This is a genomic window from Streptomyces sp. NPDC048462, assembly GCF_043200175.1.
Classification (GTDB): Bacteria; Actinomycetota; Actinomycetes; order Streptomycetales; family Streptomycetaceae; genus Streptomyces.
In genome coordinates this window covers 49960-73452 of the sequence record NZ_JBICXG010000026.1, presented here as the reverse complement: position 1 = coordinate 73452, position 23493 = coordinate 49960, and the positions used below count along the sequence as shown (strand labels likewise).

Annotated in this window: 22 protein-coding genes and 2 tRNA genes; 14 read left to right on the top strand and 10 right to left on the bottom strand. The window is 69.4% G+C overall.

Annotated elements, in window-relative coordinates:
* The first annotated feature begins 48 nt into the window (after positions 1-48).
* Genes ACGFU6_RS31795 through ACGFU6_RS31785 form a run of 3 tightly spaced genes read left to right on the top strand, consistent with a single transcriptional unit; the run spans position 49 to position 3135 of the window.
* Positions 49-1668 carry a TerD family protein gene (locus tag ACGFU6_RS31795; RefSeq protein ID WP_393615975.1) on the top strand — a complete coding sequence of 540 codons (1620 nt, stop codon included), beginning with the start codon at positions 49-51 and terminating at the stop codon, positions 1666-1668.
* Between the two features lie 11 nt (positions 1669-1679).
* The gene (locus ACGFU6_RS31790) at positions 1680-2360 is read left to right on the top strand and encodes an AIM24 family protein (RefSeq protein ID WP_123523685.1); all 681 of its coding nucleotides are present in this window, start codon (positions 1680-1682) and stop codon (positions 2358-2360) included.
* Between the two features lie 19 nt (positions 2361-2379).
* Positions 2380-3135 (top strand): AIM24 family protein, encoded by a 756-nt coding sequence (locus tag ACGFU6_RS31785; RefSeq protein WP_393615974.1) that lies wholly within the window; start codon positions 2380-2382, stop codon positions 3133-3135.
* 111 nt (positions 3136-3246) lie between these two features.
* Here the strand turns inward: ACGFU6_RS31785 and ACGFU6_RS31780 are convergent, their stop codons facing one another.
* Positions 3247-3795 carry an NUDIX hydrolase gene (locus ACGFU6_RS31780; RefSeq protein WP_393615972.1) on the bottom strand — a complete coding sequence of 183 codons (549 nt, stop codon included), beginning with the start codon at positions 3793-3795 and terminating at the stop codon, positions 3247-3249.
* Positions 3792-5282 carry a zinc-dependent metalloprotease gene (locus ACGFU6_RS31775; RefSeq protein WP_393615970.1) on the bottom strand — a complete coding sequence of 497 codons (1491 nt, stop codon included), beginning with the start codon at positions 5280-5282 and terminating at the stop codon, positions 3792-3794. Before ACGFU6_RS31775 ends, ACGFU6_RS31780 begins: the two co-directional genes overlap by 4 nt.
* Before the next feature lie 190 nt (positions 5283-5472).
* Between ACGFU6_RS31775 and ACGFU6_RS31770 the strand changes: the two genes are divergently transcribed.
* The 4 genes from ACGFU6_RS31770 to ACGFU6_RS31755 all read left to right on the top strand — a co-directional run bounded on the left by ACGFU6_RS31770 (position 5473) and on the right by ACGFU6_RS31755 (position 9011).
* On the top strand, positions 5473-6723 hold the full coding sequence (locus tag ACGFU6_RS31770; protein WP_393615968.1) for an SDR family oxidoreductase: 1251 nt from the start codon (positions 5473-5475) through the stop codon (positions 6721-6723).
* A 275-nt stretch (positions 6724-6998) separates the two neighbouring features.
* Positions 6999-7460, top strand: a complete 462-nt coding sequence (locus ACGFU6_RS31765) for a molybdenum cofactor biosynthesis protein MoaE (protein ID WP_393615966.1) — start codon at positions 6999-7001, stop codon at positions 7458-7460.
* A 128-nt stretch (positions 7461-7588) separates the two neighbouring features.
* The gene (locus tag ACGFU6_RS31760; RefSeq protein WP_393615965.1) at positions 7589-7777 is read left to right on the top strand and encodes a hypothetical protein; all 189 of its coding nucleotides are present in this window, start codon (positions 7589-7591) and stop codon (positions 7775-7777) included.
* Between the two features lie 145 nt (positions 7778-7922).
* Complete coding sequence (locus ACGFU6_RS31755; protein WP_393615963.1) at positions 7923-9011, top strand: PDZ domain-containing protein; 1089 nt, start codon at positions 7923-7925, stop codon at positions 9009-9011.
* 29 nt (positions 9012-9040) lie between these two features.
* Here the strand turns inward: ACGFU6_RS31755 and ACGFU6_RS31750 are convergent, their stop codons facing one another.
* Complete coding sequence (locus tag ACGFU6_RS31750; RefSeq protein WP_393615962.1) at positions 9041-9610, bottom strand: PPA1309 family protein; 570 nt, start codon at positions 9608-9610, stop codon at positions 9041-9043.
* 127 nt (positions 9611-9737) lie between these two features.
* Between ACGFU6_RS31750 and ACGFU6_RS31745 the strand changes: the two genes are divergently transcribed.
* The 4 genes from ACGFU6_RS31745 to ACGFU6_RS31730 all read left to right on the top strand — a co-directional run bounded on the left by ACGFU6_RS31745 (position 9738) and on the right by ACGFU6_RS31730 (position 15340).
* Positions 9738-12734, top strand: a complete 2997-nt coding sequence (locus ACGFU6_RS31745) for a UPF0182 family protein (protein ID WP_393616005.1) — start codon at positions 9738-9740, stop codon at positions 12732-12734.
* A 52-nt stretch (positions 12735-12786) separates the two neighbouring features.
* Positions 12787-12860, top strand: a tRNA-Met gene (locus ACGFU6_RS31740).
* Between the two features lie 213 nt (positions 12861-13073).
* Positions 13074-15128, top strand: a complete 2055-nt coding sequence (locus tag ACGFU6_RS31735) for a sel1 repeat family protein (RefSeq protein WP_393615960.1) — start codon at positions 13074-13076, stop codon at positions 15126-15128.
* Positions 15129-15266: 138 nt separating this feature from the next.
* A tRNA-Met gene (locus tag ACGFU6_RS31730) sits at positions 15267-15340 on the top strand.
* 71 nt (positions 15341-15411) lie between these two features.
* Here ACGFU6_RS31730 and ACGFU6_RS31725 read toward each other — a convergent pair.
* The 4 genes from ACGFU6_RS31725 to ACGFU6_RS31710 all read right to left on the bottom strand — a co-directional run bounded on the left by ACGFU6_RS31725 (position 15412) and on the right by ACGFU6_RS31710 (position 18874).
* Positions 15412-16560 (bottom strand): ABC transporter substrate-binding protein, encoded by a 1149-nt coding sequence (locus tag ACGFU6_RS31725; RefSeq protein WP_393615959.1) that lies wholly within the window; start codon positions 16558-16560, stop codon positions 15412-15414.
* A 32-nt stretch (positions 16561-16592) separates the two neighbouring features.
* Positions 16593-17462: an ABC transporter permease gene (locus ACGFU6_RS31720; protein ID WP_393615957.1), complete on the bottom strand. Its 870-nt coding sequence runs from the start codon at positions 17460-17462 to the stop codon at positions 16593-16595.
* Positions 17459-18277: an ABC transporter ATP-binding protein gene (locus ACGFU6_RS31715; protein WP_393615955.1), complete on the bottom strand. Its 819-nt coding sequence runs from the start codon at positions 18275-18277 to the stop codon at positions 17459-17461. The genes ACGFU6_RS31720 and ACGFU6_RS31715 overlap by 4 nt, the downstream gene beginning before the upstream one ends.
* Before the next feature lie 177 nt (positions 18278-18454).
* Positions 18455-18874, bottom strand: coding sequence for a Fur family transcriptional regulator (locus ACGFU6_RS31710; protein ID WP_393615953.1), 420 nt, complete (start codon positions 18872-18874; stop codon positions 18455-18457).
* 151 nt (positions 18875-19025) lie between these two features.
* Here ACGFU6_RS31710 and ACGFU6_RS31705 point away from each other — a divergent pair, with 151 nt between their 5' ends.
* On the top strand, positions 19026-20495 hold the full coding sequence (locus ACGFU6_RS31705; protein WP_393615951.1) for a catalase: 1470 nt from the start codon (positions 19026-19028) through the stop codon (positions 20493-20495).
* Positions 20496-20561: 66 nt separating this feature from the next.
* On the opposite strand, the gene ACGFU6_RS31700 is transcribed toward ACGFU6_RS31705, so the two are convergent.
* Positions 20562-20963: a cyclic nucleotide-binding/CBS domain-containing protein gene (locus ACGFU6_RS31700; RefSeq protein ID WP_393615949.1), complete on the bottom strand. Its 402-nt coding sequence runs from the start codon at positions 20961-20963 to the stop codon at positions 20562-20564.
* A gap of 776 nt (positions 20964-21739) precedes the next feature.
* Entirely contained in the window at positions 21740-21958 is a 219-nt protein-coding gene (locus ACGFU6_RS31695; RefSeq protein WP_393615947.1) for a hypothetical protein, read from the bottom strand.
* 264 nt (positions 21959-22222) lie between these two features.
* On the opposite strand from ACGFU6_RS31695, the gene ACGFU6_RS31690 reads away from it, so the two are divergent.
* Positions 22223-22396, top strand: a complete 174-nt coding sequence (locus ACGFU6_RS31690) for a hypothetical protein (RefSeq protein WP_393615946.1) — start codon at positions 22223-22225, stop codon at positions 22394-22396.
* Positions 22397-22418: 22 nt separating this feature from the next.
* The gene (locus tag ACGFU6_RS31685; RefSeq protein WP_393615945.1) at positions 22419-22640 is read left to right on the top strand and encodes an integrase; all 222 of its coding nucleotides are present in this window, start codon (positions 22419-22421) and stop codon (positions 22638-22640) included.
* 37 nt (positions 22641-22677) lie between these two features.
* Here ACGFU6_RS31685 and hisN read toward each other — a convergent pair whose 3' ends face one another.
* Positions 22678-23478 carry a histidinol-phosphatase gene (gene hisN / locus ACGFU6_RS31680; protein ID WP_393615943.1) on the bottom strand — a complete coding sequence of 267 codons (801 nt, stop codon included), beginning with the start codon at positions 23476-23478 and terminating at the stop codon, positions 22678-22680.
* Positions 23479-23493: the final 15 nt, after the last annotated feature.

Below are 23493 nucleotides of genomic sequence, written 5' to 3'. Positions count from 1 at the left end.
GCCTGACGCGACGCATTCAGCTTTCCGGATGGGGGACGGTCGTTACGCATGGCCAGGGAATTCCAACGCGGCCACAAGGCCAAGATCAGCGATCTCACACCGGGGACGGACCTGTACGTAGGTGTGCAGATCGCCGGCCCGGGACTGACCTTTGACATCAGCTGTTTCGGCCTCGATGCCAATGAGCAGCTCTCCGACGACCGGTATTTCATCTTCTTCAATCAGCCGAAATCGCCCGAGGAGTCCATTCAGCTCCTGGGCGCCCAGGCCGGTGACACCGAGTCGTTCCGTGTGACTCTGGACCGCATTCCGGCGAGCATCCACAAACTGTCGTTCACCGCCACGCTGGACGGTGCCGGACAGATGGCGCAGGTCGGCCCCGGGTACATCCGGATCGTCGCGGGCGGCGAGGAAGTCGTCAGGTACGCCTTCACCGGCTCGGAGTTCACCACCGAGCGTGCGGTGATGCTGGGTGACTTCTACCTGAAGGACGTCTGGCGGTTCGCCGCTGTCGGCCAGGGCTTCGACGGCGGACTCGACGCGCTCCTGAAGAACTTCGGAGGCGAGGTCGCGGAGGAGGAGCCGGCGGCTCCGCAGCCGCAGTCCGCAGCCCCGTCCTTCGCCCCGCCCGCACAGGCCGCGGCGGCCCCTCCGGCGTTCGGCGCCCCGGCCGCACCGCAGGTCCCGCAGCCCGCACCGTCCTTCGGCGCCCCGGCCGCACCCGCGCCCACCCCGCAGCAGCAGATGCACGCCGCGCCCACCATCGTGGCGCCGCTGGCACCGCAGGGCGGCAGCGTGCCCCCGCCGCCTCCGCCCCCGCCCGCTCCGTACGGGCAGCCGGGGCAGCCGCCCCAGCAGTCTCAGTTCGGGCAGATCCCGGGACAGGCTCCCGCGCCCTACGGGCAGCAGGCCCCCGCCCCGTACGGCCAGCCTGCTCCGGCCCCGTACGGACAGCAGCCGCCCGGGAGCATGCCCCAGGGCGTGCCGCAAGGGGTGCCGCCGGCCGGGGCGGGGCTCCTGGCCGCGCTGCAGCCGTACAAGGAGACGGCCACCGGCCAGCGCTGGACCTCGCAGAATCAGCAGCTCATGCGGGTCGACCTCACCAACGGCGGTGGGGGAGTGCTGGCCAGGCAGGGCAGCATGGTGATGTACCAGGGCAAGGTCGACTTCGGCTACAAGGGCGCCGGTTTCGCCGGCCGGATCGTCGGCAACGCCACCGGTCAGGAAATGCAGCTGATGCGCTGCACCGGCCGGGGACAGGTCTTCCTCGCCGAGGACGGCTCCCACCTGCACTCCGTCGAACTCCAGGGCGACGGCATCTGCGTCTCCGCGGAGAACGTCCTCGCCTTCGACGAGTCGCTGCAGCACGAGGTCCGCAGGATCGAGGGCCACGGCATCCCCGGCGGCGCCCTGTTCACCATGCAGTTCCAGGGCACCGGCACCGTCGTGGTCAAGACCCACGGTGTGCCGGTCGTCCTGCCGGTCACCCCGACCACCTTCGCCGACTGCAACGCCGTCGTGGCGTGGTCCTCGGCGTCCCAGGTGATCGTCTCCAGCCAGGTCCGGCTGCGCCGCAACGCCTACCCCGGACACAGCGGAGAGACCGTGAACCTCCAGTTCCGGGGCGCACCCGGCAACTTCATCGTCGTCCAGCCCTACGAGGTCTGAGGGAGCCCGTCATGAATCAGCAACTCGCGGGCTACGCCCCGACCCCCGTAACGGCCCGGATGGCGAACCACGGCCATTCGATGCTGAAGGTGGCCATGGCCACCGGCCAGGACCTCTACGCGCGCACCGGCTCGATGGTGGCGTACGAGGGCTTCGTCCAGTACGAACCCAATCCGCCCGCCGTCCGCCAGATGGCCTCGCAGTGGATCACCGGCGAGGGCACCCCCCTGATGAAGTGCGCCGGTGACGGGCTGCTCTACCTCGCCGACTACGGCGCGGACGTGGTCGTCATCAATCTCAACAACGACTCCCTCTCGGTCAACGGCACCAACGTCCTCGCCTTCGACGCCCATCTCACCTGGGGTGTCGAACGCGTCAAGGGGCTCGCCAAGTTCGCCGGCCAGGGCCTCTGGAACGTCTGCATCTCGGGCACCGGATGGGTCGCCATCACCTCCCGAGGCACGCCGATCGTCGTCGACTGCGGCCGCGGCGAGGACGAGACGTACGTCGACCCGGACGCCCTGGTGGCGTGGTCACCGAACCTCAAGGTGAAGGGCAAGCGCAGCTTCAAGGCCTCCTCGCTCATCGGGCGGGGCAGCGGAGAGGCGTTCCAGATGGCCTTCTCGGGCCAGGGAATCGTCGTCGTCCAGCCGAGCGAGGACAGTACCGACCGCCTGCGGGTCCGGAACTGACGGGGAGGGAGAACACACCATGCAGAGTCCGCTCTTCAGCTACACGGAACAGCAGTCCCAGGACCGGTACACGGTGCAGAACCCGCAGCTCCTGCGGGTCTCGCTGACCGGCCACGACGACGTCCTGGCCCGCAAGGGCGCCATGGTCGCCTACCAGGGACTCATGGAGTTCGACGGCGAGTACCAGTCGCACGGACAGCGCCGGGCCCGCGCCAGCACCGGTGAGGGCCTCGACCTGATGCGGTGCTCGGGTCAGGGCACCGTCTATCTTGCCAACCTGGCGCAGTACGTCCACGTGGTGGATGTCGACCGCGACGGTATGACGGTGGACAGTGCCTACGTCCTGGCGCTCGACTCGTCACTCCACACCGAGGTCATCGCGGTGGACAGCCAGTACGGCATCTCGGGCACCGGCAAGTACCAGCTCAACATCTCCGGCACCGGCAAGGTCGCCCTGATGACCTCCGGCCAGCCCCTGATGATGCAGGTCACGCCCGACAAGTACGTCAACGCCGACGCGGACGCCGTCGTCGCCTGGTCCAGCTCGCTGCGCGTGCAGATGCAGGCCCAGACGCACTCCTCGGGCGTCATGCGCCGACGCGGCAACACCGGAGAGGGCTGGGAGCTCAGCTTCCTCGGGCAGGGCTTCGCACTGGTCCAGCCGAGTGAGGTGCTGCCGCCGCAGAGCGCCCAGATCGGCCAGGGGCTGGCCGCCCAGTTCGGCATGGGCCAGCAGGGGGTCCACGCCCAGAACCAGAACAACGCCTGGAACTGAGCCGCACCCGATAGCACTGGTAAGGGGCGTCCTCTCTGGAGGACGCCCCTTACCAGTGCTCCGGTCCTGCCGTGCTGTCGCCCGGTCCGCGCAGTCGCCGTTCCGTTCCCGCTACCGGACGCCGCCCAACGCCGCCCGCGTACGTTCCACCAGGCGCACCACCGAGGAGTCGGCGACCTCGGGGACCTCGTCGTAGGTGAACCAGCGCAGGTCCAGCGATTCGTCACTGATCCGCTCGGTCGAGCCCGAGGGTGCCAGTGCCGCGTACTGGACATCGAGGTGCCAGTTGCAGGGCGCCGGGATCGGGTGGCGGTCCAGGGTGACCGGGCTGCTCGCCAGCAGCGTCAGACCGGCGATACCGGACTCCTCGGCCGCCTCGCGCAGCGCCGCCCCGGCCAGCGTGGCGTCCCCGGGCTCGCAGTGACCGCCCATCTGCAGCCACATCCGCAGCTTCCGGTGCAGCGTGAGCAGTACCTTGCCGCGCTCGGGATCCACGACCAGCGCGCTCGCCGTCAGGTGCCCGGCCCCGCACGCCTTCCACATGCCGTCGGGATGCAGCGCCAGGTGCTCCAGATAGGCCCGGCGCAGTTCCTCCTGGGCAGCATCCCCACCGCCCTCGTAGTTCTTCAGTACGAGAACGGCGTCGTCGTGCAGGCTCACTTGTCGGTGTCGTCCTTGCTGTCGCCGTCCGTGCCTTCGCCGGCCGTACCGCTGTCGCCCTTGCCCCCGGCGCCGTCCTGGCCGGGCCCGTCCTTGTCGTCGGCGCCCGCAGCGGGCTTCTGCGGCCCGTTCGCGGCCTCGCCGAGCATCTTGTCCAGCTCGGAGAAGTCCAGCTGCTCGTGGTGGACGAAGCCGTCCGGATCGTCCAGGTCGTGGGCGGTCGGCAGCATGTCGGGGTGCTCCCACAGCGCGTCGCGTCCGTCGAGGCCCCGCGCGTCCGTGAGCGAGGCCCACAGCCGCGAGGCGTCACGCAACCGCCTCGGACGCAGCTGGAGACCGATCAGCGTGGCGAAGGTCTGCTCGGCGGGACCGCCGGAGGCGCGCCGCCTGCGCATCGTTTCGCGGAGTGCGTCCGCCGAGGTCAGCCGGGACTTCGCGGCCTCGTGGACCACGGCGTCCACCCAGCCCTCGACCAGCGCGAGCGCCGTCTCCAGGCGGGCCAGGGCGGCCTTCTGCTCCGGGGTGTCCTCCGGCTGGAACATGCCCTGCTGAAGCGCTTCCTGCAACTGCTCGGGCTGCGACGGGTCGAACTGGCCGACCACGTCCTCCAGCTTGCTGGTGTCGACCTTGATGCCTCGGGCGTAGCCCTCCACCGCGCCGAACAGGTGCGAGCGCAGCCACGGCACGTGGGCGAAGAGACGCTGGTGAGCGGCCTCGCGCAGCGCCAGGTACAGCCGCACCTCGTCCTGCGGCACGCTCAGGTCCTTGCCGAAGCGCTCGACGTTCAGCGGCAGCAGCGCGGCCTTGCCGGCCGGGCCCAGCGGCAGCCCGATGTCGGTCGAACCGACGACCTCACCGGCCAGCACTCCGACGGCCTGCCCGATCTGCTGGCCGAACATCGCGCCGCCCATCGACCGCATCATGCCGATCAGCGGGCCCGCCATCGCCTGCATCTCCTCGGGCAGCACGTCACCCATGGCGAGACCGACACGCTCGGCCACCGGGTCGACCAGCTTCTGCCAGGCGGGGAGAGAGGCCTCGACCCACTCCGCGCGGCTCCAGGCCACGGTGGAGACGGAACCGGACGGCAGTGACGTCACGCCGTCCAGCCAGAGGTCCGCCAGCCGCAGGGCCTCGTCGACCGAGGCGCGCTCGGACGGGCCGACACTCGCGTCCTTGGTGCCGTCCGCATTGCCCTGGGAGACGGTCTGGCGGGCGATCTGCTTGGCCATGTCCCAGTTCACGGGACCGCCCTCGTAGCTCAGCATCTGGCCGAGCTGCTGGAAGGCGGCGCCCAGGTCGTTCGGGTTCATCGAACCGAACATCGCGGCGAAGGGGTTGTCACCGCCCGCGCCGGGGCCGAAGCCGAGCGGGTTCGCCGGACCGCCCGAACCCTGCCCACCTCCGGTGGGGTCCTTCTTCTTGCCATGGTCGCCGTCGTCCGGCTCCTCCGGCGGAAGGCCGAATCCGAATGGGGTGTCACTCACGGGTTTCCTCGGCTCGTAGGGCCGCCGGATCGAACCGACGGCGACTGCCCGACATCACCATCCAGCGTAGACACCAAGTCCGCTCAGGGCCTCAGTGCTCCGCCGGCTCCCGGCCTGCGGCAGGATGGACGCCACCTGGTACGTACGCGTCATTCGGGTACGTACTGAAGACAACCGCTGGAGACGCCCGGTGAGTTCCCCAGATCCACAGGTTCGCGCAGCGCGAAACCTGGACGACCCGCCGCCCGAGAAGAAGCCCGGGAAGAAGAACGAGAAGAGGCCCGAGAACAGGTCGCAGGGCCCGACCGAGAGCACGATCGCCGGTACGACCGAGAGCCCGGTCGAGAACGGGACCGGCAGCAAAGCCGTCCGGAGCCGTTCCAGGGGCCGTGGACCCGTTGTGGCCATCACCGGAGCCGCCACGGGTGTCGGAGAGCTGCTCGCGGCCCGGCTCGCGGCCTCCGAGGAGATCAAGCAGGTCATCGCCATCGACGAGCGTCGCGGGGAGGTCTCCGGGGCGACCTGGCACATCCTCGACGTCCGCGACCCGGCGATCGCGGAGAAGCTGCGGGGCGCGGACGTCGTGGTGCACCTGGCGCTCGATCTCGACCTGGAGACCGATGCCGCCGCCCGCACCGCCTACAACGTGCGCGGCACCCAGACCGTGCTGACCGCCGCGGCGGCCGTCGGCGTCCACCGGGTCGTGCTGTGCACCTCCGCGATGGTCTACGGCGCGCTGCCCGACAACGACATCCCGCTGGCCGAGGACGCCGAGCTGCGGGCCACCGCGGAGGCGACCGGCGTCGGCGACCTCCTCGAGATCGAACGGCTCGGCCGCCGCGCGCCCCGCGCGCACCCCGGGCTCCACGTCACGGTGGTCCGTCCCACGGTGCTCGTCGGCGGCACGGACACGGCGCTGACCCGGTACTTCGAGTCACCGCGCCTCCTGGTCGTCGCCGGATCGCATCCCACCTGGCAGTTCTGCCACGTGGACGACCTGGTCACAGCATTGGAGTACGCCGCGCTCGAGAAGATCGACGGGGAGTTCGCGGTCGGCTGCGACGGCTGGCTCGAACAGGAGGAGGTCGAGGAGATCAGCGGTGTCCGCCGGATGGAGCTGCCTTCCGCCGTCGCGCTCGGAGCCGCCGCCAGGCTGCACCGGATCGGCCTCACCCCGTCCCCCGCGGGCGATCTGGCGTACACGATGCACCCCTGGGTGGTGAGCGTGAGCCGGCTGCACGACGCGGGCTGGCGCCCGAGCTGGACCAACGAGGAGGTGCTCGCCGCGCTCCTCGAGGAGGTGGAGGGGCGGCACACCCTCGCCGGCCGCCGACTCGGCCGCAAGGACGCCACCGCGGCCGGTGCCGCCGGTGCGACCGTGGCCCTGCTGGGCACCGCCGCGCTGGTACGACGCGCCCGCAAGGCGCGTCGCCGTATCTAGGGCCTCTCGTTTGGATCATGCCGGGCTCGCGGTGTCCGGCACGATCCAAACGAAGGGCCCTGGGCGCCCCCGCGCTCCGCGCGAACGACAGGGAACTCCGGACGGGTCCTGGGACCTGTCCCGGGCGTCCCGCGGCAACCCGATGCAGGCCCCGGGGCCTGTGCCGGGTGTCCGGGCACGGTTTTGGCATCTGTAGGAGGCTCCAAGGGCGACGGCGCCCCACCAGCGGATTGCGCTATTCCGTGATGCCGGCCCGGTACGGCACGATGGTCCGTATGGCACCTACGTATGACCACCCCGGTGAGCAGGCCGCACAGGACCCCATCCGGCTGCTGGACATCCGCGACACGCCGCTGTCGCTGGACGAGGTCTTCCGTGCCGTGGGCGACGACGCCGCGGGCGGCACCGCCCTCTTCGTCGGCACCGTGCGCAACCATGACGGCGGCCAGGACGTGGGTGCGCTCGGCTACTCGTGCCACCCCTCGGCGCAGGACGCGATGCGCCGGGTGGCGGAGAAGGTCGTGGGTGCCTTCCCGGTCCGGGCGCTCGCCGCCGTCCACCGGGTGGGTGAACTGGAGGTGGGCGATCTCGCCGTGGTCGTGGCGGTCTCCTGCCCGCACCGCGCGGAGGCCTTCGAGGCCTGCCGCAGGCTCATCGACGACCTCAAGCACGATGTTCCGATCTGGAAGCACCAGCGCTTTTCGGACGGTACGGAGGAGTGGGTCGGCGCCTGCTGAGCGCAAACCCGGCCGGGTGGGCTTCCCCCCGATTTGCGTAACCGCACCCCTGCCGTGAGCGTTGGCTCTGCAGATGGTTAATCTGCTGATCGGTCAGTTGCGGTTGCTCATGGGGCAGGGAGGTCGTCATGGCAGCACTCGCCTGGTTGTTGATTCCGCTTTTCGCTGCGTTCGGTGCCGCGATATGGGGAGGCTGGGCCGCCCGTAATCGCACGACCGGCGATGTAACCGAACTCGCCGGCTACGCCCGGTTCCGCGAGGCGATGGAGAAGTCGCACTCCGGTTCGGAACCGGTCGAGCAGATATCGAACGTCTGACGTCACGCCGAACGTACGCGGTCGCCAATCCGAGCCGCCGTGTCGTCCGCCGAGAGCCGCCGACGCCCCTCCGGAGCCCCGCCCCGGACCTCGTACGGACCGGCCCCGGCGGTGGACAGACGGACCCTTCCCGTACTGTCGTTCCATGCCACGCCGAACCGCGACGATGCTCGCCTCCACCCTGGTTCTGATCGCGCTGCTCTGCGCGGGTGTGCTGATTAACGTGCCGTACGCGGAGATGTCTCCCGGGCCGACCGTGAACACGCTCGGTGAGGTCGACGGGGACCCCGTACTGCAGATCACCGGGCACAAGACGTACAAGACGTCCGGCAACCTCAACATGACGACGGTCAGGGTGACCGGCGCCGACTACAGGATGAACCTCGTCGAGGCCGTCTACGGATGGCTGGGCCACGACAGCCTGGTCGTGCCGCACGACACGCTCTACCCGGACGGCAAGACCGAGCAGCAGTCGACGCAGGAGAACGCCGAGGAGTTCAGCCAGTCCCAGGAGAGCGCCAAGGTCGCGGCCCTCACCGAACTGGGCATCCCGGTGTCGTCACGGGTCGTCGTCTCCACGGTCATCAAGGACAGCCCCGCCCAGGGCAAGCTGCACGCCGGCGACGTGATCAAGGCCGTCGACGGTACGGCGGTCAAGCAGCCCGAGGACGTCGCGAAGCTCGTCACCCGGCACAAGCCCGGCCAGGACGTCACCTTCACGGTCATCCCGGCCAAGGCCGCGGCGGCGGCCGAGAAGGCCGGCAAGGAGCCCGAGGGCACCGAGAAGATCACCCTCACCACCGCGAAGGCCCCCAAGGAGAACCGGGCGATCGTCGGCATCCAGGCGGGGACGGACCACACCTTCCCGTTCGACATCGACATCAAGCTCGCCGACGTGGGCGGCCCGAGCGCCGGTCTGATGTTCTCGCTCGGCATCATCGACAAGCTCACCCCGGGACAGCTGACGGGCGGCAAGTTCGTCGCGGGCACCGGGACGATCGACGACAAGGGCAAGGTCGGACCGATCGGCGGCATCAACATGAAGCTGGTCGGCGCGCGCAACGCCGGCGCGCGCTACTTCCTGACCCCGGCCGACAACTGCAAGTCGGCCGCGTCCGACACCCCCGACGGACTCACCCTGGTGCGGGTGAAGACGATCGACGACGCCAAGAAGTCGCTGGACAGGATCCGCTCGGGGGACACGGCCGGCCTGGCGAGCTGCTCGACAGGCTGACCGGTCCCCGCTCCGGCGGACCGGACGGGTCAGGACTCGAAGGTCGCGGCCAGTGCCTCGGCCAGCCCCGGCACCAGACCGGCTCCGGTCAGCACGTCGTTCGGGGAGTCCTTCTCCCGGAGCCGCACGGCCGACTCCCGGGCGCCGTCCCGCAGCACGGCCACGGTCATCCGCACCTCCTGACGGTCCGGATGCCTGGCCACCCACTTGGTCAGCTGGGTGTCGTCGAGACCCTCGGGGACGGAGGCCTCGGCGGACGGCGGCAGCATCAGCCGCTCCACCGTCATCGCGCACCCGACCACCGAGTCCGGCCAGGCGATCGTGGCGAGGAACTCGTCGAGCGCGGTACCTGCGGGAAGCTCCTCCTGCTCAATAGGGGTGAGTGCGGCGGCCTTCGAGCCGTCGCCGTCGAGGCCGAGCTGGGCGGCGAGGCCCGGCTCCTGGACCCGCAGCCGGGCGGTGTCGACGAGGGCGAAGAGCCGGGCGGGCTGGTCCCAGCCGAGACCGGAGATGTATTCGTCGATTTCGAGCACCGCTACGGTGAGCGGGCTCGCGGCCATCGGAGGGCCTGAGGGGGAAACGTTGGACATGGACAACATCCTGCCTCCTTCTGCCCCGGGAACGGGAACTAGGTAAAGCCTCAGTAAGTTGCATAGGTGGGCTCTACGATCGCGGGGCCCCTTCAACACGACCGCGAACTTTGAGGTGCGCACGTTGGCTTTCCAGATGCCGGACCGCGGCGGAGGCCCGACAGGGCCACGGATCAGAGTCGGCCGCCCGTCCCGGCGCGCCCGAACCCTGCTCATGACACTGGGCGTCCTGGCGATTCTCGCCATGGCGTTCGTCATGTTCGCGGGCTTCTGGACGGACTGGCTCTGGTACAGATCGGTCGCGTATTCATCCGTCTTCACCACCACTCTGTGGACCAAGATCGGGCTGTTCCTCGTCTTCGGGCTGCTGATGGCCGTCGCCGTCGGCGTGAACATCTGGCTCGCGCACCGGCTCCGGCCGCCGCTGAGCGCGATGTCGCTGGAACAGCAGAGCCTGGACCGCTACCGGATGAGCCTCGCCCCGTACAAGAAGTGGGTGCTGCTCGCGATCACCGCGCTCGTGGGGCTGATCGCCGGAGCGTCGTCCTCCGGCCAGTGGCGTACCTGGCTGATGTACGTGAACGGCGTGTCGTTCGGGCAGAAGGACCCCCAGTTCCATCTGGATGTGTCCTTCTTCGCCTTCGACCTGCCCTGGTACCGCTTCCTGCTGGGCTTCGGCTTCGCGGCCACGGTGCTCTCCCTGGTCGCCGCCGCGCTGACGCACTACCTGTACGGCGGGCTGCGCATCACCAGCCCCGGCGCACGGGCGACGGGGGCGGCCACCGGTCACCTCTCGGTGCTGCTCGGCATCTTCGTCGCGCTGAAGGCCGTGGCCTACTGGCTCGACCGCTACGGGCTCGCCGTGAAGTCCAGCGACTTCAAGGCCACGGACAACTGGACGGGGCTGCGGTACGTCGACGCCAACGCCTACCTCCCGGCCAAGACGATCCTGTTCTGCATCGCCGCGATCTGCGCCGTGCTGTTCTTCGCGACGCTCTGGCGCCGCACGTGGCAGCTGCCGGTGATCGGCTTCGGGCTCATGGTCCTCTCCGCGATCCTGATCGGCGGGCTCTACCCGGCGATCGTGCAGAAGTTCCAGGTCCAGCCGAACGAGCAGGCCAAGGAAGCCCCGTTCATCCGGAAGAACATCGACGCCACGCGTGATGCCTACGACATCGACGACGCACAGGTCGACGACTACGCGGGCAAGAGCACCACGGACGACGAGACGAAGCTCCGCGCCGGCGCGGACGCGGCGGCCAGCTACCGGGTGATGGACCCCAACGTCGTCTCCCCGGCCTTCCAGCAGCTCCAGCAGAAGAGGAACTACTACCAGTTCCCCAAGACGCTGGATGTCGACCGCTACAAGGACGAGGCCGGCAAGGAGCAGGACACGGTCATCGGTCTGCGCGAGCTCAACCTTCAGGGCATCCCCAAGCGCAACTGGATCAACGACCACTTCACCTACACCCACGGCTACGGCGCGATCGCCGCGCGGGGTACCACTACCGGCACGAACCCGAAGGGATCTCCCGACTTCACCGAGTCGGGCCTGCCGACCACCGGCGAGCTGGGCAAGTACCAGCAGGAGATCTACTACGGCGAGAAGACCGAGCAGTACTCCATCGTCGGCGGGCCCCAGAAGGAGCTCGACTACGAGGAGGACGGCGAGAAGACCACCAGCTACAAGGGCAAGAGCGGGATCAGTCTCTCCAGCGCGTTCAACCGCGCCGCCTACGCGGTGGCGTTCAGCGAACCGCAGATCCTGTACTCGGGAGCCATCGGTGACGGCTCGCGAATCCTGTACAACCGCACCCCCAAGGAGCGGGTCGAGGCGGTCGCTCCCTGGCTGACCATCGATGGCGACGCCTACCCGGCCGTGGTCAAGGGCCGCATCCAGTGGGTCGTCGACGCGTACACCACGACCAACGGCTACCCGTACGCCTCGCGCACGACGCTGGGTGACACCACAGCCGACTCGCTGACCACCAACCAGCGTGCCGTCGTCGCCCAGCAGAACCAGGTCAACTACATCCGCAACTCGGTGAAGGCCACCGTCGACGCCTACGACGGCACGGTCAAGCTCTACGAGTGGGACACCGAGGACCCGATCCTCAAGACCTGGCGCAAGGCGTTCCCCGGGACGGTGAAGCCCAGGGCGGACATCCCGCAGGACCTGATGGATCACCTGCGATACCCGCAGGACCTGTTCAAGGTGCAGCGCGAGCTGCTGACCCGCTACCACGTCGAGAACCCCGCCCAGTTCTACAGCGGCAGTGACGCGTGGCAGGTCCCGGACGACCCGACGAACAAGGAGTCCGGCGCCGTCCCGCCCTACTACCTGAGCATCAAGATGCCGGACCAGAAGGCCCAGAAGTTCTCGCTGACGACGACGCTCACCCCCAAGGGGCGGCCCAACCTGGGAGCGTTCATGGCGGTGGACGCCGATGCGTCCAGCAAGGACTACGGCACGATAAGACTGCTCAGAGTCACCACCACGGTGAAGGGCCCCGGCCAGGTACAGAGTGAGCTCAACGGCAACGACGACGTCGCCGAGTTCGTGAGAAACCTGAAGGGCACCGACTCCGACATCGAATACGGCAACCTGCTGACGGTGCCACTCGAAGGGGGCTTCCTCTACATCGAGCCGGTGTACACGCGCGGTGGCACCCAGAACTATCCGCTGCTGCGCAAGGTCGCCGCCTCGTACGGGTCGAAGACCGTCTTCGAGAACAGTCTCGGGGATGCGCTCAACGCGGTCTTCGGGGTGGACGAGTCCGATACGAGCCAGCCACCGGCCGAGAACACGCGACCACCGGGTGACACCACGGAGCCGCCGGCCACCGGTGACGCCGCGCTGAAGAAGGCGATCGCGGACGCCCAGAAGGCCTATACCGAAGGCGAGGCAGCCCTGAAGAAGCAGGACTGGACCGCCTACGGGAAGGCCCAGACGGATCTCCAGGACGCCCTGGAGCGTGCGGCGGCCGCCCAGCCCAAGTCCGGCAGTCCCGGCGACGGTGACAAGGCGGGCCAGGGTGACAAGGCCGATGGCACCGACAAGGGTGACAAGGCCGGTACGAGTGACAAGACCGATGCGTCGGACAAGCCGGCCAGCGCCGACAGCGGTGGCTGAGTGACTCGGTAAAGCTTCACCTCCGCGCCGTGGTACGGTTTCAACACAACGGCGCGGGGTGGAGCAGCTCGGTAGCTCGCTGGGCTCATAACCCAGAGGTCGCAGGTTCAAATCCTGTCCCCGCTACTGAAAGACGAAGGCCCGGATCCTTTCGAGGATCCGGGCCTTCGCCGTGCCGTCGTGACTTTTTCGCACAGTCGGCGTGAAGTGCGGTTCATGGGGCAGCAGTTGAGCAGGGGCGTGTTTGACTTGTCTCTCTGTGGCCAAGTCGACAAAACGCTGAATTGACCTCGCTGGCCGCGATATACCAGGTGTACGCGGGTTACAGGTGGTGCGACGATGGTATTTATGGGGGACAGGGCAACTCTGTTGGAGACAGGGCGGTTTGGTCAGCGTCATGCCCATCCGGCGGAAAACGTGCTGGATGTGGCATTTGCCGCCGCCGCACGGTACAACGACTACATCGAAACCGCCGAGACTGCGGAGTGTGCCGCGACCGTCGAAAGTGCAGAGACCGCAGAGTCCGCGGACGGCGTGGAGCACGCCGAGGGCGCGGAGACCGCAGAGAGTGCGGACAACGCCGAGAGCGAGGCGCGTCACCGTCGCGCCGCCGACGCCGGGGACACCGCGTCGATGAGCGTCCTCGGTGCCCTGCTGCTGCGCCGGGGCGACCTGAGCGGTGCCGAGGCCTACCTGCGCGCGGCCACCGCCGACGGCGACCGGGCGGCGGCGAACAACCTCGGTGTCCTGTTGCACCAGCGCGGCTACCCGGACGAGGCGGCCGACTGGTGGCGGACCGCTGCCGTCGCCGGCTCCGCCGCGGCCGCGCACGCCCTGGGGCGCCACTACCGTGAGCGCGGCGACGAGCCCGGCGCCGAGTACTGGCTGCGCCAGTCCGCCGAGCAGGGCCACGCGCTGGGCGCGTACGCCCTCGCCGATCTCCTTGAGCACCGCAGCGACGTCGGCGCCGAGCGCTGGCTGCGGGCGGCGGCCGAGCAGGGGCACCGCGAAGCCGCGTACCGGCTGGCGCGCATGGTGGAGCGCAACGCGGCGGACGACGCGCACGACGCGTTCGGGCGCCCCGGACTGGGCCCCCGCACCCCGGCGGACGACGGGACGGACACCGCCCCCGGCCGGTCGGCCGGGCGCAAGGACGACAGCCCGGTCGCCGGCCCCGAAGCCGGCCGGGTCGGTGAGGCCGAGCAGTGGTACCGCCAGGCCGCCGCGCGCGGTCACCGGCGTGCGGCCCTGCACCTCGGCGCCATCCTGGAGCAGCGCGGCGAGCTGAAGGAGGCCGGACGCTGGTACCTGATCGCGGCCAAGGCGGGCGAGGCGCGTGCCGCGTGCGCGCTCGGCTTCCTGCTCCGTGACGCCGGCGACCGGGAGAGCGCCGCCGTGTGGTGGCTGCGCGCCGCGCAGGAGGGCGACGGCAACGCCGCCAACGCGCTCGGTGCGCTGCACGCGGCCCGCGGGGAGCAGCAGACCGCCGAGCGCTGGTACCGCGCGGCCATGGACGCCGGTGACGTCAACGGCGCGTACAACCTGGGGCTGCTCTGCGCCGCCCAGGACCGTACGGCGCAGGCCGAGCAGTGGTACCGGCGGGCCGCGTACGCAGGTCACCGGGAGGCCGCCAACGCGCTGGCCGTGCTGCTGCTCCAGGCGGGCGACGCGACCGGTGCGGAGCCGTGGTTCTCCAAGGCAGCCGAGGCGGGCAGTGTCGACGCCGCGTTCAACCTGGGAATCCTGCACGCCGGGCGCGACGAGGACCGGGCGGCCCTGCTCTGGTACGAGCGTGCTGCGGCGGCCGGCCACACCGAGGCGGCGCTGCAGGTCGGCATGGCGCTGCTGCACCACGGCGAGGAGCGGGAGGCGGAGCGCCACCTGCGCTGCGCCGCCGGTGGCGGCAGCGCGGAGGCCGCCTTCCGGCTGGCCGGGGTGCTGGACTCGCGGCTGCCGCCGCCGGGCCCGCCCGCCCTGGGCGAGCCGATGCCGGAGAAGTCCGAGTGCGAGGAGTGGTACGAGCGCGCCGCCGAGCAGGGCCACCGCCGGGCCCAGGTGCGCGTCGGGATGCTCGCCGCGTCCCGGGGCGATGTGGAGAGCGCCGGCCGCTGGTACCGGGAGGCGGCCGAGTCGGGCAGCCGCAACGGGGCCTTCAACCTCGGTCTGCTGCTCGCCCGCGAGGGCAGTGAGCGCGAGGCGGCGCTGTGGTGGAGCCGCGCCGCGAACGACGGGCACGGGCGGGCGGCCCTGCGCCTGGCCCTGCTGGCCGCGCGCCGCGGCGAGCTCACCGAGGGGCAGCGGTGGTGTGCGCGGGCGGTGGAGCTGGGGCCTGCGGAGGTCTCGGAGCGGGCCGCGCGGTTGCGTGAGGCGCTGCACCAGGAGCTGACCGCGTAGGCGGGCTGCGGGTGCGGGCTGGGCGGGGTTCGGGGGCGCGATGCCTTCCGCCCCGCCTTCTCCTCAATCGCCGGACGGGCTTGATCGAAGTGATTTGCGCTGGTCCGGAGGGGTGACGTAATGTGGGGATCACAACGGCGCGGGGTGGAGCAGCTCGGTAGCTCGCTGGGCTCATAACCCAGAGGTCGCAGGTTCAAATCCTGTCCCCGCTACTAAAACAGAGGGTCGGATCCTTTCGGGGATCCGGCCCTCTGTGCATGTTCCCGTGCGGAACGGGCCCCGCTCAGGGCTTGTGGCCCACGGCCTCGCCGTACATCGCACGGTTCACGGCCTCGTCCTCCGGTACCGGAGTGCCCGTTTCGACGCCCGAGTCGGCGTACGCCTTCTGCACCCGGTCCGTGGTGCCCGCCCGGATCTCCCAGTCCATCCGCATGGACGGGGTCGAGCGCAGGGTGGCCTCGTCGGTCTTCATCAGCTTCGCCAGCTCGCTGACGAAGGCGGGGTCGGATTTGTAGTCGCCGGCGAAGTAGGTGTTCACCGTACGGATGTAGGCCCGCAGGAAGGCGACGCCCGCGTCCGGGTCCTTGTTCAGCAGGTTCGGACCGAACAGGAGTCCGCCGAGCGGTTCGCCGGCCGGCTGGCCGCCGAGGAAGGCGTACTTCTTGTCGCCGTCCACCTTGCGCCAGATCGGGTCGAGCAGCCAGGCGGAGTCCACACCGCCGTTCTGCAGGGCGGTCAGCACGTCCGCGGAGCCGAGCTGCTGGAAGCTGATCTTGTCGAGGCCGCCGCCGTGCTTCTTCAGCGAGGTGTCCATCGGGTAGGCGATCACCGAGCCCTTGCCGATCATCGTGCCGAGTTTCCGGCCTGCCATATCGACGTGATCGGCGCTCTCGCCGTCCTTGAGCCGTACCCACAGGCCGCTCTTGGAGGCCGGGTCGGGGGAGAAGTTGCCCGCGACCCACTTGATGTCGAAGCCGCCGTTGATGCCGTTCATCACCGCGACCTCCGGCGCCGCCCACTGGGCGTCGACGTCCCCCTTGGCGAGCAGGGGCAGGGCGTCCGGGGTGGGGAGCACCTTCAGCTGGACGTCCAGGCCCTCCTTCGCGAACTCGCCCCTGGCCACCGCGACCTGGAGCGGGGCCACGTACTCCGCGCTCAGGGTGCCCGTGGCCAGGACGATCTTCCGCTTCTTCGCCGACGGCCGGGCCTCGGGGGCCCCCTTCTCGCAGCGGGCGGGCTTGCGGTCGGGCGACAGGTCCGAGGGGTCCGTCCAGCTCCCGGCGCCGCAGCCGGCGACGGGCTTGACGGTCCGGGGCGCGGCGGAGCCGGCGGAGTCGTCGCCCGGGGAGTCCTTCCCGGCGCAGCCCGCCGCGCCGAGCAGTGAAGCCGCCACGAGCACGACGGTGCAGGTGAAGGGGGTACGTGTGCGCACAGTGCCTCCGTACGGGGAACGAGGGTTGCTGGTCACGACTGGCTGCGGCCCCGGTCGCGGGGGGCCCAGGGGGTGAGCAGCCGGCCGGCTATCCGGACCACTTCGGAGAAGACGACGCCGAGCACCGCCACACAGACGATGCCGACGAACATCACGTCGTTCTGGAACAGCGCCCGGGAGTCGAAGATGAGATGGCCCAGTCCGTCGGCCGCCGCGATCTGCTCCGAGGCGACGATGACCAGCACCGCCACCCCGGCCGCGATCCGCGCGCCGACCAGCACCGCGGGCAGCGAGGCCGGCAGGAGCACGTGCCGGAACATCTGCCAGGGCGAGGCGCCGAAGACCTGCCCCGCGTCCCGGTGGCCGACCGGGACGGCGAGCACGGCCGCCATGGTCGAGATCCAGACGAAGAAGAAGACGGTGGCGGCGACCAGGGCGATCTGCGGTCCCTCACCGAGTCCGAACATGTTGAGGAAGACCGGCAGCAGGGCCAGTTTCGGTACGACGTACAGGGCGTCGAGCAAGGGTTCCAGCGCGGCTCGCACCAGGGCGAGCGAGCCCATCAGCAGGCCGAGCGCGTAGCCCGCGACCGTGCCGATCGTGTAGCCGCCGAGGACCCGTTTGAGCGTCGCCCACACATCGGGCCACAGATCGCCGTCGGCGGCCCGGTCCCAGCCGTCCGCGAAGATGGTGGAGGGCGCGGGATAGACCCGGTCGTCGATCCAGGACCTGGCGGCGGCCAGTTGCCACAGCAGCACCAGGAGCAGCGGTACGGCGACGGCGAGCGCGATTTCGAGCGTGCGGCGCCTGAGGTGGGTACGTACGGGATGCAGCTCCTGCGGGCCCGGCCTGCGGACCAGCACCTGCTCGTCGGCGTTCGCGGACTTCACGGCGGTGCTCATACCAGGGCCGCCTCTCCGCGGACCTCGCCGCGCAGCAGGTCCCACAACTCGCTCTTCAGCGCGGTGAACTCCGGCGTCGAGCGGATCTCGCCGGTGCGCGGCCGCTCGAACGGAGGGCGGTGCTCGGCGATGATCCGGCCGGGGCGGGCGGACATCACGAGCACCCGGTCCCCGAGCACGATCGCCTCCTCCAGGCTGTGGGTGATGAAGAGGGTGGTGGTGCGGGTGGTCTGGGTGAGCTCCAGCAGCTCGTCCTGGAGGATCGTGCGCAATTGGGCGTCTAGCGCGGCGAAGGGCTCGTCCATCAGCAGGATCTCGGGTTCGACGGCGAGTGCGCGGGCGATCGCGACCCGCTGGCGCATCCCGCCCGAGAGCGCGGCCGGGTAGGCCCCGGCGAATTCGGCGAGACCGATCCGGGACAGCCAGTCGTGCGCCCTGGCGTCGGCCTCCTTGCGGGGGACGCGCTGGATGTCGAGGCCGAAGCGGACGTTGGCCAGGACGGTCTTCCAGTCGTAGATCCCGTAGTCCTGGAAGATCATCGCGGCGGGCCGGGGTGATGCCGTACGGATGGACAGCTCGCCGGCGCTGGGGCGCAGCAGTCCGGCCGCGATCCGGAGCAGGGTGGACTTGCCGCAGCCGGACGGGCCGACGATGCAGGCGAACTCGCCCGGCACGATGTCGAGATCGACCGGTCCGAGGGCGGCCAGGGTCTTGGCTCCCCGTCCGAAGGAGCGGGCGAGGGAGCGGGCGCGGAGTTTGGGGGCGTCGGTGGACGGCGGTGGCGCGGGGGGTGGGTTCGGGTGCGGGTCTCCCACGGGTCTCTCCTCGTACGCAATCGAGGTGCGGAGCCGCCGCGGGGCGGCGGTGATCGCCGATGACGATATGACGACCCGTCAGATTCGGGAAGGGGGTGCGCGGGGGTCAGTGCGCGGGCGCATACGAAGAAGCCCCGCGCCGGCGTGTCCGGTGCGGGGCTGGGGGAGGGGATGAAGTCAGGCGGCCGCGGCGCAGTTCGGGCAGATGCCCCGGTAGGTCATCTCGACGCCGGAGATCATGAAGCCGAAACGCTCGCCGGCCGGCAGGTCCGCCAGCGGGTCGCCCGCCGGGTGTACGTCGCGGATGGCGCCGCAGGTCGCGCAGACCAGGTGGTGGTGGGGGCGGTGCGCGTTCGGGTCGTAACGCTTGGCCCGGCGGTCGGTGGAGACCTCGATGACCTCACCGAGTGTCACCATCTCGCCCAGCGTGTTGTAGACGGTGGCCCGGGAGATCTCGGGCAGCTTGGCGACGGCCTGCGCGTGGACCTCGTCCGCTGTCAGGTGCACATGCTCCCCGTCGAGCACCTCGGCCACGACGCGCCGCTGTGCGGTCATGCGCCAGCCGCGTCCACGAAGTCGTTCCAGCAGGTCACTCATGAGGGCAATCCTAGCAGTGGAGGGGTCCTGTTCCGAACTCGTGTGACTCTGGATGCCTGCTTGACTTGGATTAAGTCCAATGTAGGATCGAGTTCGACGCAGGCCAGGGGACAGGCTGTGCACGCCATGAAGACATGACGAATGTGCAGGAATGACGCAGGAGGCGCACGTGACGCAGGGACCGCTCACCACAGAGACCGGAGCACCGGTCGCCGACAACCAGAACAGCCAGACCGCCGGCATCGGTGGTCCGGTACTGGTGCAGGACCAGTCGCTGATGGAGAAGCTCGCGCACTTCAACCGGGAGCGCATTCCGGAGCGCATCGTGCACGCCCGGGGCGCCGGTGCGTACGGCACGTTCACGCTGACCCGCGACGTCTCCCAGTGGACGCGGGCGAAGTTCCTCTCCGAGGTCGGCAAGCAGACCGAGACCTTCCTGCGCTTCTCCACCGTCGCCGGCAACCTCGGCTCCGCCGACGCGGTGCGTGACCCCCGCGGCTTCGCGCTGAAGTTCTACACCGAGGACGGCAACTACGACCTCGTCGGCAACAACACCCCGGTGTTCTTCATCAAGGACGCCATCAAGTTCCCCGACTTCATCCACACCCAGAAGCGCGATCCGTACACCGGCTCGCAGGAGGCGGACAACGTCTGGGACTTCTGGGGGCTGTCGCCCGAGTCCACCCACCAGGTGACCTGGCTCTTCGGCGACCGAGGCATCCCGGCCACGCTGCGTCACATGAACGGGTACGGCTCGCACACCTACCAGTGGAACAACGAGGCCGGTGAGGTCTTCTGGGTCAAGTACCACTTCAAGACCGACCAGGGCATCAAGAACCTGACCCAGGACGACGCCAACAAGCTGGCCGGCGAGGACCCGGACAGCCACCAGCGCGATCTGCGCGAGTCCATCGAGCGCGGCGACTTCCCGTCCTGGACCGTGCAGGTCCAGATCATGCCCGCTGCCGAGGCGGCCGCCTACCGCTTCAACCCGTTCGACCTCACCAAGGTGTGGCCGCACGAGGACTACCCGCCGGTCGAGATCGGGAAGCTGGAGCTCAACCGGAACCCGGACAACGTCTTCGCGGAGACCGAGCAGTCGGTCTTCAGCCCCGCGCACTTCGTGCCCGGTATCGGCCCGTCCCCGGACAAGATGCTCCAGGGCCGTCTCTTCGCGTACGGCGACGCGCACCGCTACCGCGTCGGCATCAACGCCGACCACCTGCCGGTGAACCGGCCGCACGCCGCCGAGGCGCGGACGTACGGCCGTGACGGGTACCTGTACGACGGCCGCCACAAGGGCGCCAAGAACTACGAGCCGAACAGCTTCGGCGGCCCGGCCCAGACCGGCCGCCCGCTGTGGGAGCCCACCCAGGTCACCGGCGGCACCGGCGACCACGAGGCCGCCGTGCACGCCGAGGACGACGACTTCGTCCAGGCGGGCAACCTCTACCGGCTCTACTCCGAGGACGAGAAGGCCCGGCTGATCGACAACCTCGCCGGGTTCATCTCGAAGGTCTCGCGCGACGACATCGCCGAGCGGGCGGTCAGCAACTTCCGTCAGGCCGACGGAGACTTCGGCAAGCGACTGGAAGCGGCGGTCCAGGCCCTCCGCGGCTGACAGCCGCCTGCCCCGGCCGGCCGGTCCCCCAGTACGGGGGCCGGCCGGCCGTTTCCGTACGCGCGCTCAGCCGACCAGCTCCACCGGATGGCGGCCCGCCGGTGCCCAGCAGCGGATGATGTCGCGCACCGACACGACGCCGACCGGGCCGTGGTCGTCCAGCACGATCAGATGCCGGAAGCCGCCGTGCGTCATGGCCTCGGCCGCCTCCTCCAGGGTCCAGCCCGGCGCGGCGAAGACCACATCGGTGGTGGTGTGCTTGGCGGCGGTCTCGACGTCGGGGTTCTGGCCGGATCCGACCGCGTTCAGGATGTCGCGCTCGGTGATGATGCCGAGACCGCAGGTGTCCGGGTCATGGACGACTGCTGCTCCGATCCGGCGCGCCGACATCAGCCGGGCTGCCTGGCGGAGGGTGTGGGCGGGGCCGATGGTGAGGACCACCGTGCTCATGGCGTCACGGACGAGCATGAAGGGAGCCACCTCCTTCGTGAGCGACTCTGTGAGTCGGTTCACAAGTTCACAAGCGGGGGGACTCTCAGAGTCGCACTGTTCAGGGGCGGCAACAAGGGGGGTGAAGATCGTCCGAGGGGCGCGCGGTGGTGCGGCAGGCCCCTCGTGTGACCGGTGCGCCTGCTCAGCGCCGTACGGTCCGGTCCGCAACGGGCAGTAGCGCTGGTGGTGAATTGCCCCTCCGATGGGGTGCGGCATCGCTCCGTAGTATGCCGGTGAGCTGCGTGGTTGTGGGCGTCACTGGTCGTTGTCGGTCATCGTGGGCCCCCTCGGACGGCCCGCAGGCGGCCCAGAAGAAGACCAAGCGCGCCAAGAAGGGCCATGCTGCAGGGCTCGAACGCTCCGCTGCTCGCACAGGCGGTCGCCGCTGTGTGATGCGCTACGCCCGAGCAACAGGAGGCCCCTGGTTGGCGAGTGTCGACGAAGGATTCTGGCGCCGCCGTCCGGATCCGAACCCGAGACCTACGCATTACAAGCTGTCCCCAGTAACGGAGCAGGGCGTTGCGTGATCGTTCGGATGGCTCGGCCGTAGCCGAGCTGGAGCAGGGCGAGGGCTGCGGCGGCGATCCGCTACGGATCCGTCCGACGTCCGCTTCAAGTGGACGCGGGGCACCTCACGCACCTCCGCTCTCCCATCCGGATGAACGCTCCACTTCGAAACCGAAGATTACCGATGCGCGTTCCGGGAGGCGTCGGATCGAACGTGACGAAAAAGAAGCGAACCGCGCATGGATTCACCACATGCTGCCCCCCAGGAGCCAGACGAGCACAATACCGATCCCGCAGAGTATTCCTCCGAAGGAATATGACCCGACTTTTCGATGCTGGTCGTTGACGATCGGGGTCGCGGCATGCAGCGGATCATAGAGAATACGGGCGGATTCACCTACTTCCACCAGCGCAACCCCGGTCGGCGCAGACCAGGCCATGAATTCACTTTCCTGCTCGTCCACGTAGCGGATTCCGCTGGAAACCATACCTCCGGACGTCCACCGCAATCGTACGCAGACCCCGGTCGACCTCCGCCCTCTTCCGCTCGCGTAGAAACGGTTCTGCCGAAGTCGCAAGTGAATGAGCCGCAATCCTAGACCCAAAGGGGCAAGCCCGGCCATCAATACGAATAGCACCAGTGGATTGAAGTTCACGCCGCAGACAATGCCATCGGTGTGGCTCCGATTTGTGGCCTATCCGGCCACTCATCGGAAGGGGTAGCGCCGTTGAACGGCGACGAGAACGCGCGGCGAATAAACAGTTTGATCGCAGACATCCTGGACCTTTCTGAAGACTTGAGCAGCGCACGCGACAGACTTCAGGTGCTGGAGAGCGACAATGCAGATGCGCGAATCACCGTGCTCGGGGTCTGTGTAGCAAACAGTGTGGGGCTCGGTTGATTGTTTTTATCGGCGTCCGGCAGTGAGGCGCGTACGGCGCTTCTACGCGTCCGTTCTGCTGGACGCGGGAGAGAGCATCAAGGCGCTGTCCGAGTACCTGGGGCACCACGATCCGGGCTTCCCGCTGCGGACGTACACGCACCTGATGCCCAGCAGCGAGAAGCGGACGCGGGAGGCGGTGAACCGGGCCTTCGAGAGCGGCGCGGACACCGACGACGGCCCACAGCCGGCCCAGCAGGAGTGAAGAGGGGGCAAACACGCTGGTCAGGCCGTAGGCGGCTTCAGTAGCGCTGGTTCAGATAGCCCAGCAGTTCGTGGTGGAGCGTTCCGTTCGAGGCCGCCGCGTTGCCGCCGCCCGGCCCGGAGACCCCGTCCAGGCTGGTGAACCGGCCGCCCGCCTCGTCCACGATGATCGAGTTGGCCGCCATGTCCCAGAGTGACAGTTCCGGCTCGGCGCAGATGTCGACCGATCCCTCGGCGACCATCATGTACGGCCAGAAATCCCCGTACCCGCGGGTACGCCAGCAGGCCCGGGTCAGATCCATGAAGCCGTCGAGCCGGCCCTGCTCCTCCCAGCCGGTGAGCGAGGAGTACGCGAACGACGCGTCCGCGATCCGCTCCACCTTCGACACCTGCAGCCGGGACGCCGAGGTCAGGCTGCGGCCGGTGAACGCCCCCGCGCCCTTCGCCGCCCACCAGCGCCGGTTCAGCGCGGGCGCGGACACCAGGCCGACGACCGGCTGGAAACCGTCCTCACCGGCCTCCATCAGCGAGATCAGCGTCGCCCAGACGGGCACGCCGCGTACGTAGTTCTTCGTTCCGTCGATCGGGTCGATCACCCAGCGCCGGGGACCGGTCCCCTCGATCCCGTACTCCTCGCCCAGGATCGCGTCGCGCGGGCGGGCCCGATGGAGTTGACCGCGGATCAGCTCCTCGGTGGACTTGTCGGCCTCGGTCACCGGCGTCATGTCCGGCTTCGTCTCGACCTTGAGGTCCAGAGCCTTGAACCGGTCCATCGTCGTCGCGTCGGCGGCGTCGGCCAGCACGTGGGCGAGGCGCAGATCATCGTGGTAATCGGGCATGACCGTCACAGTATC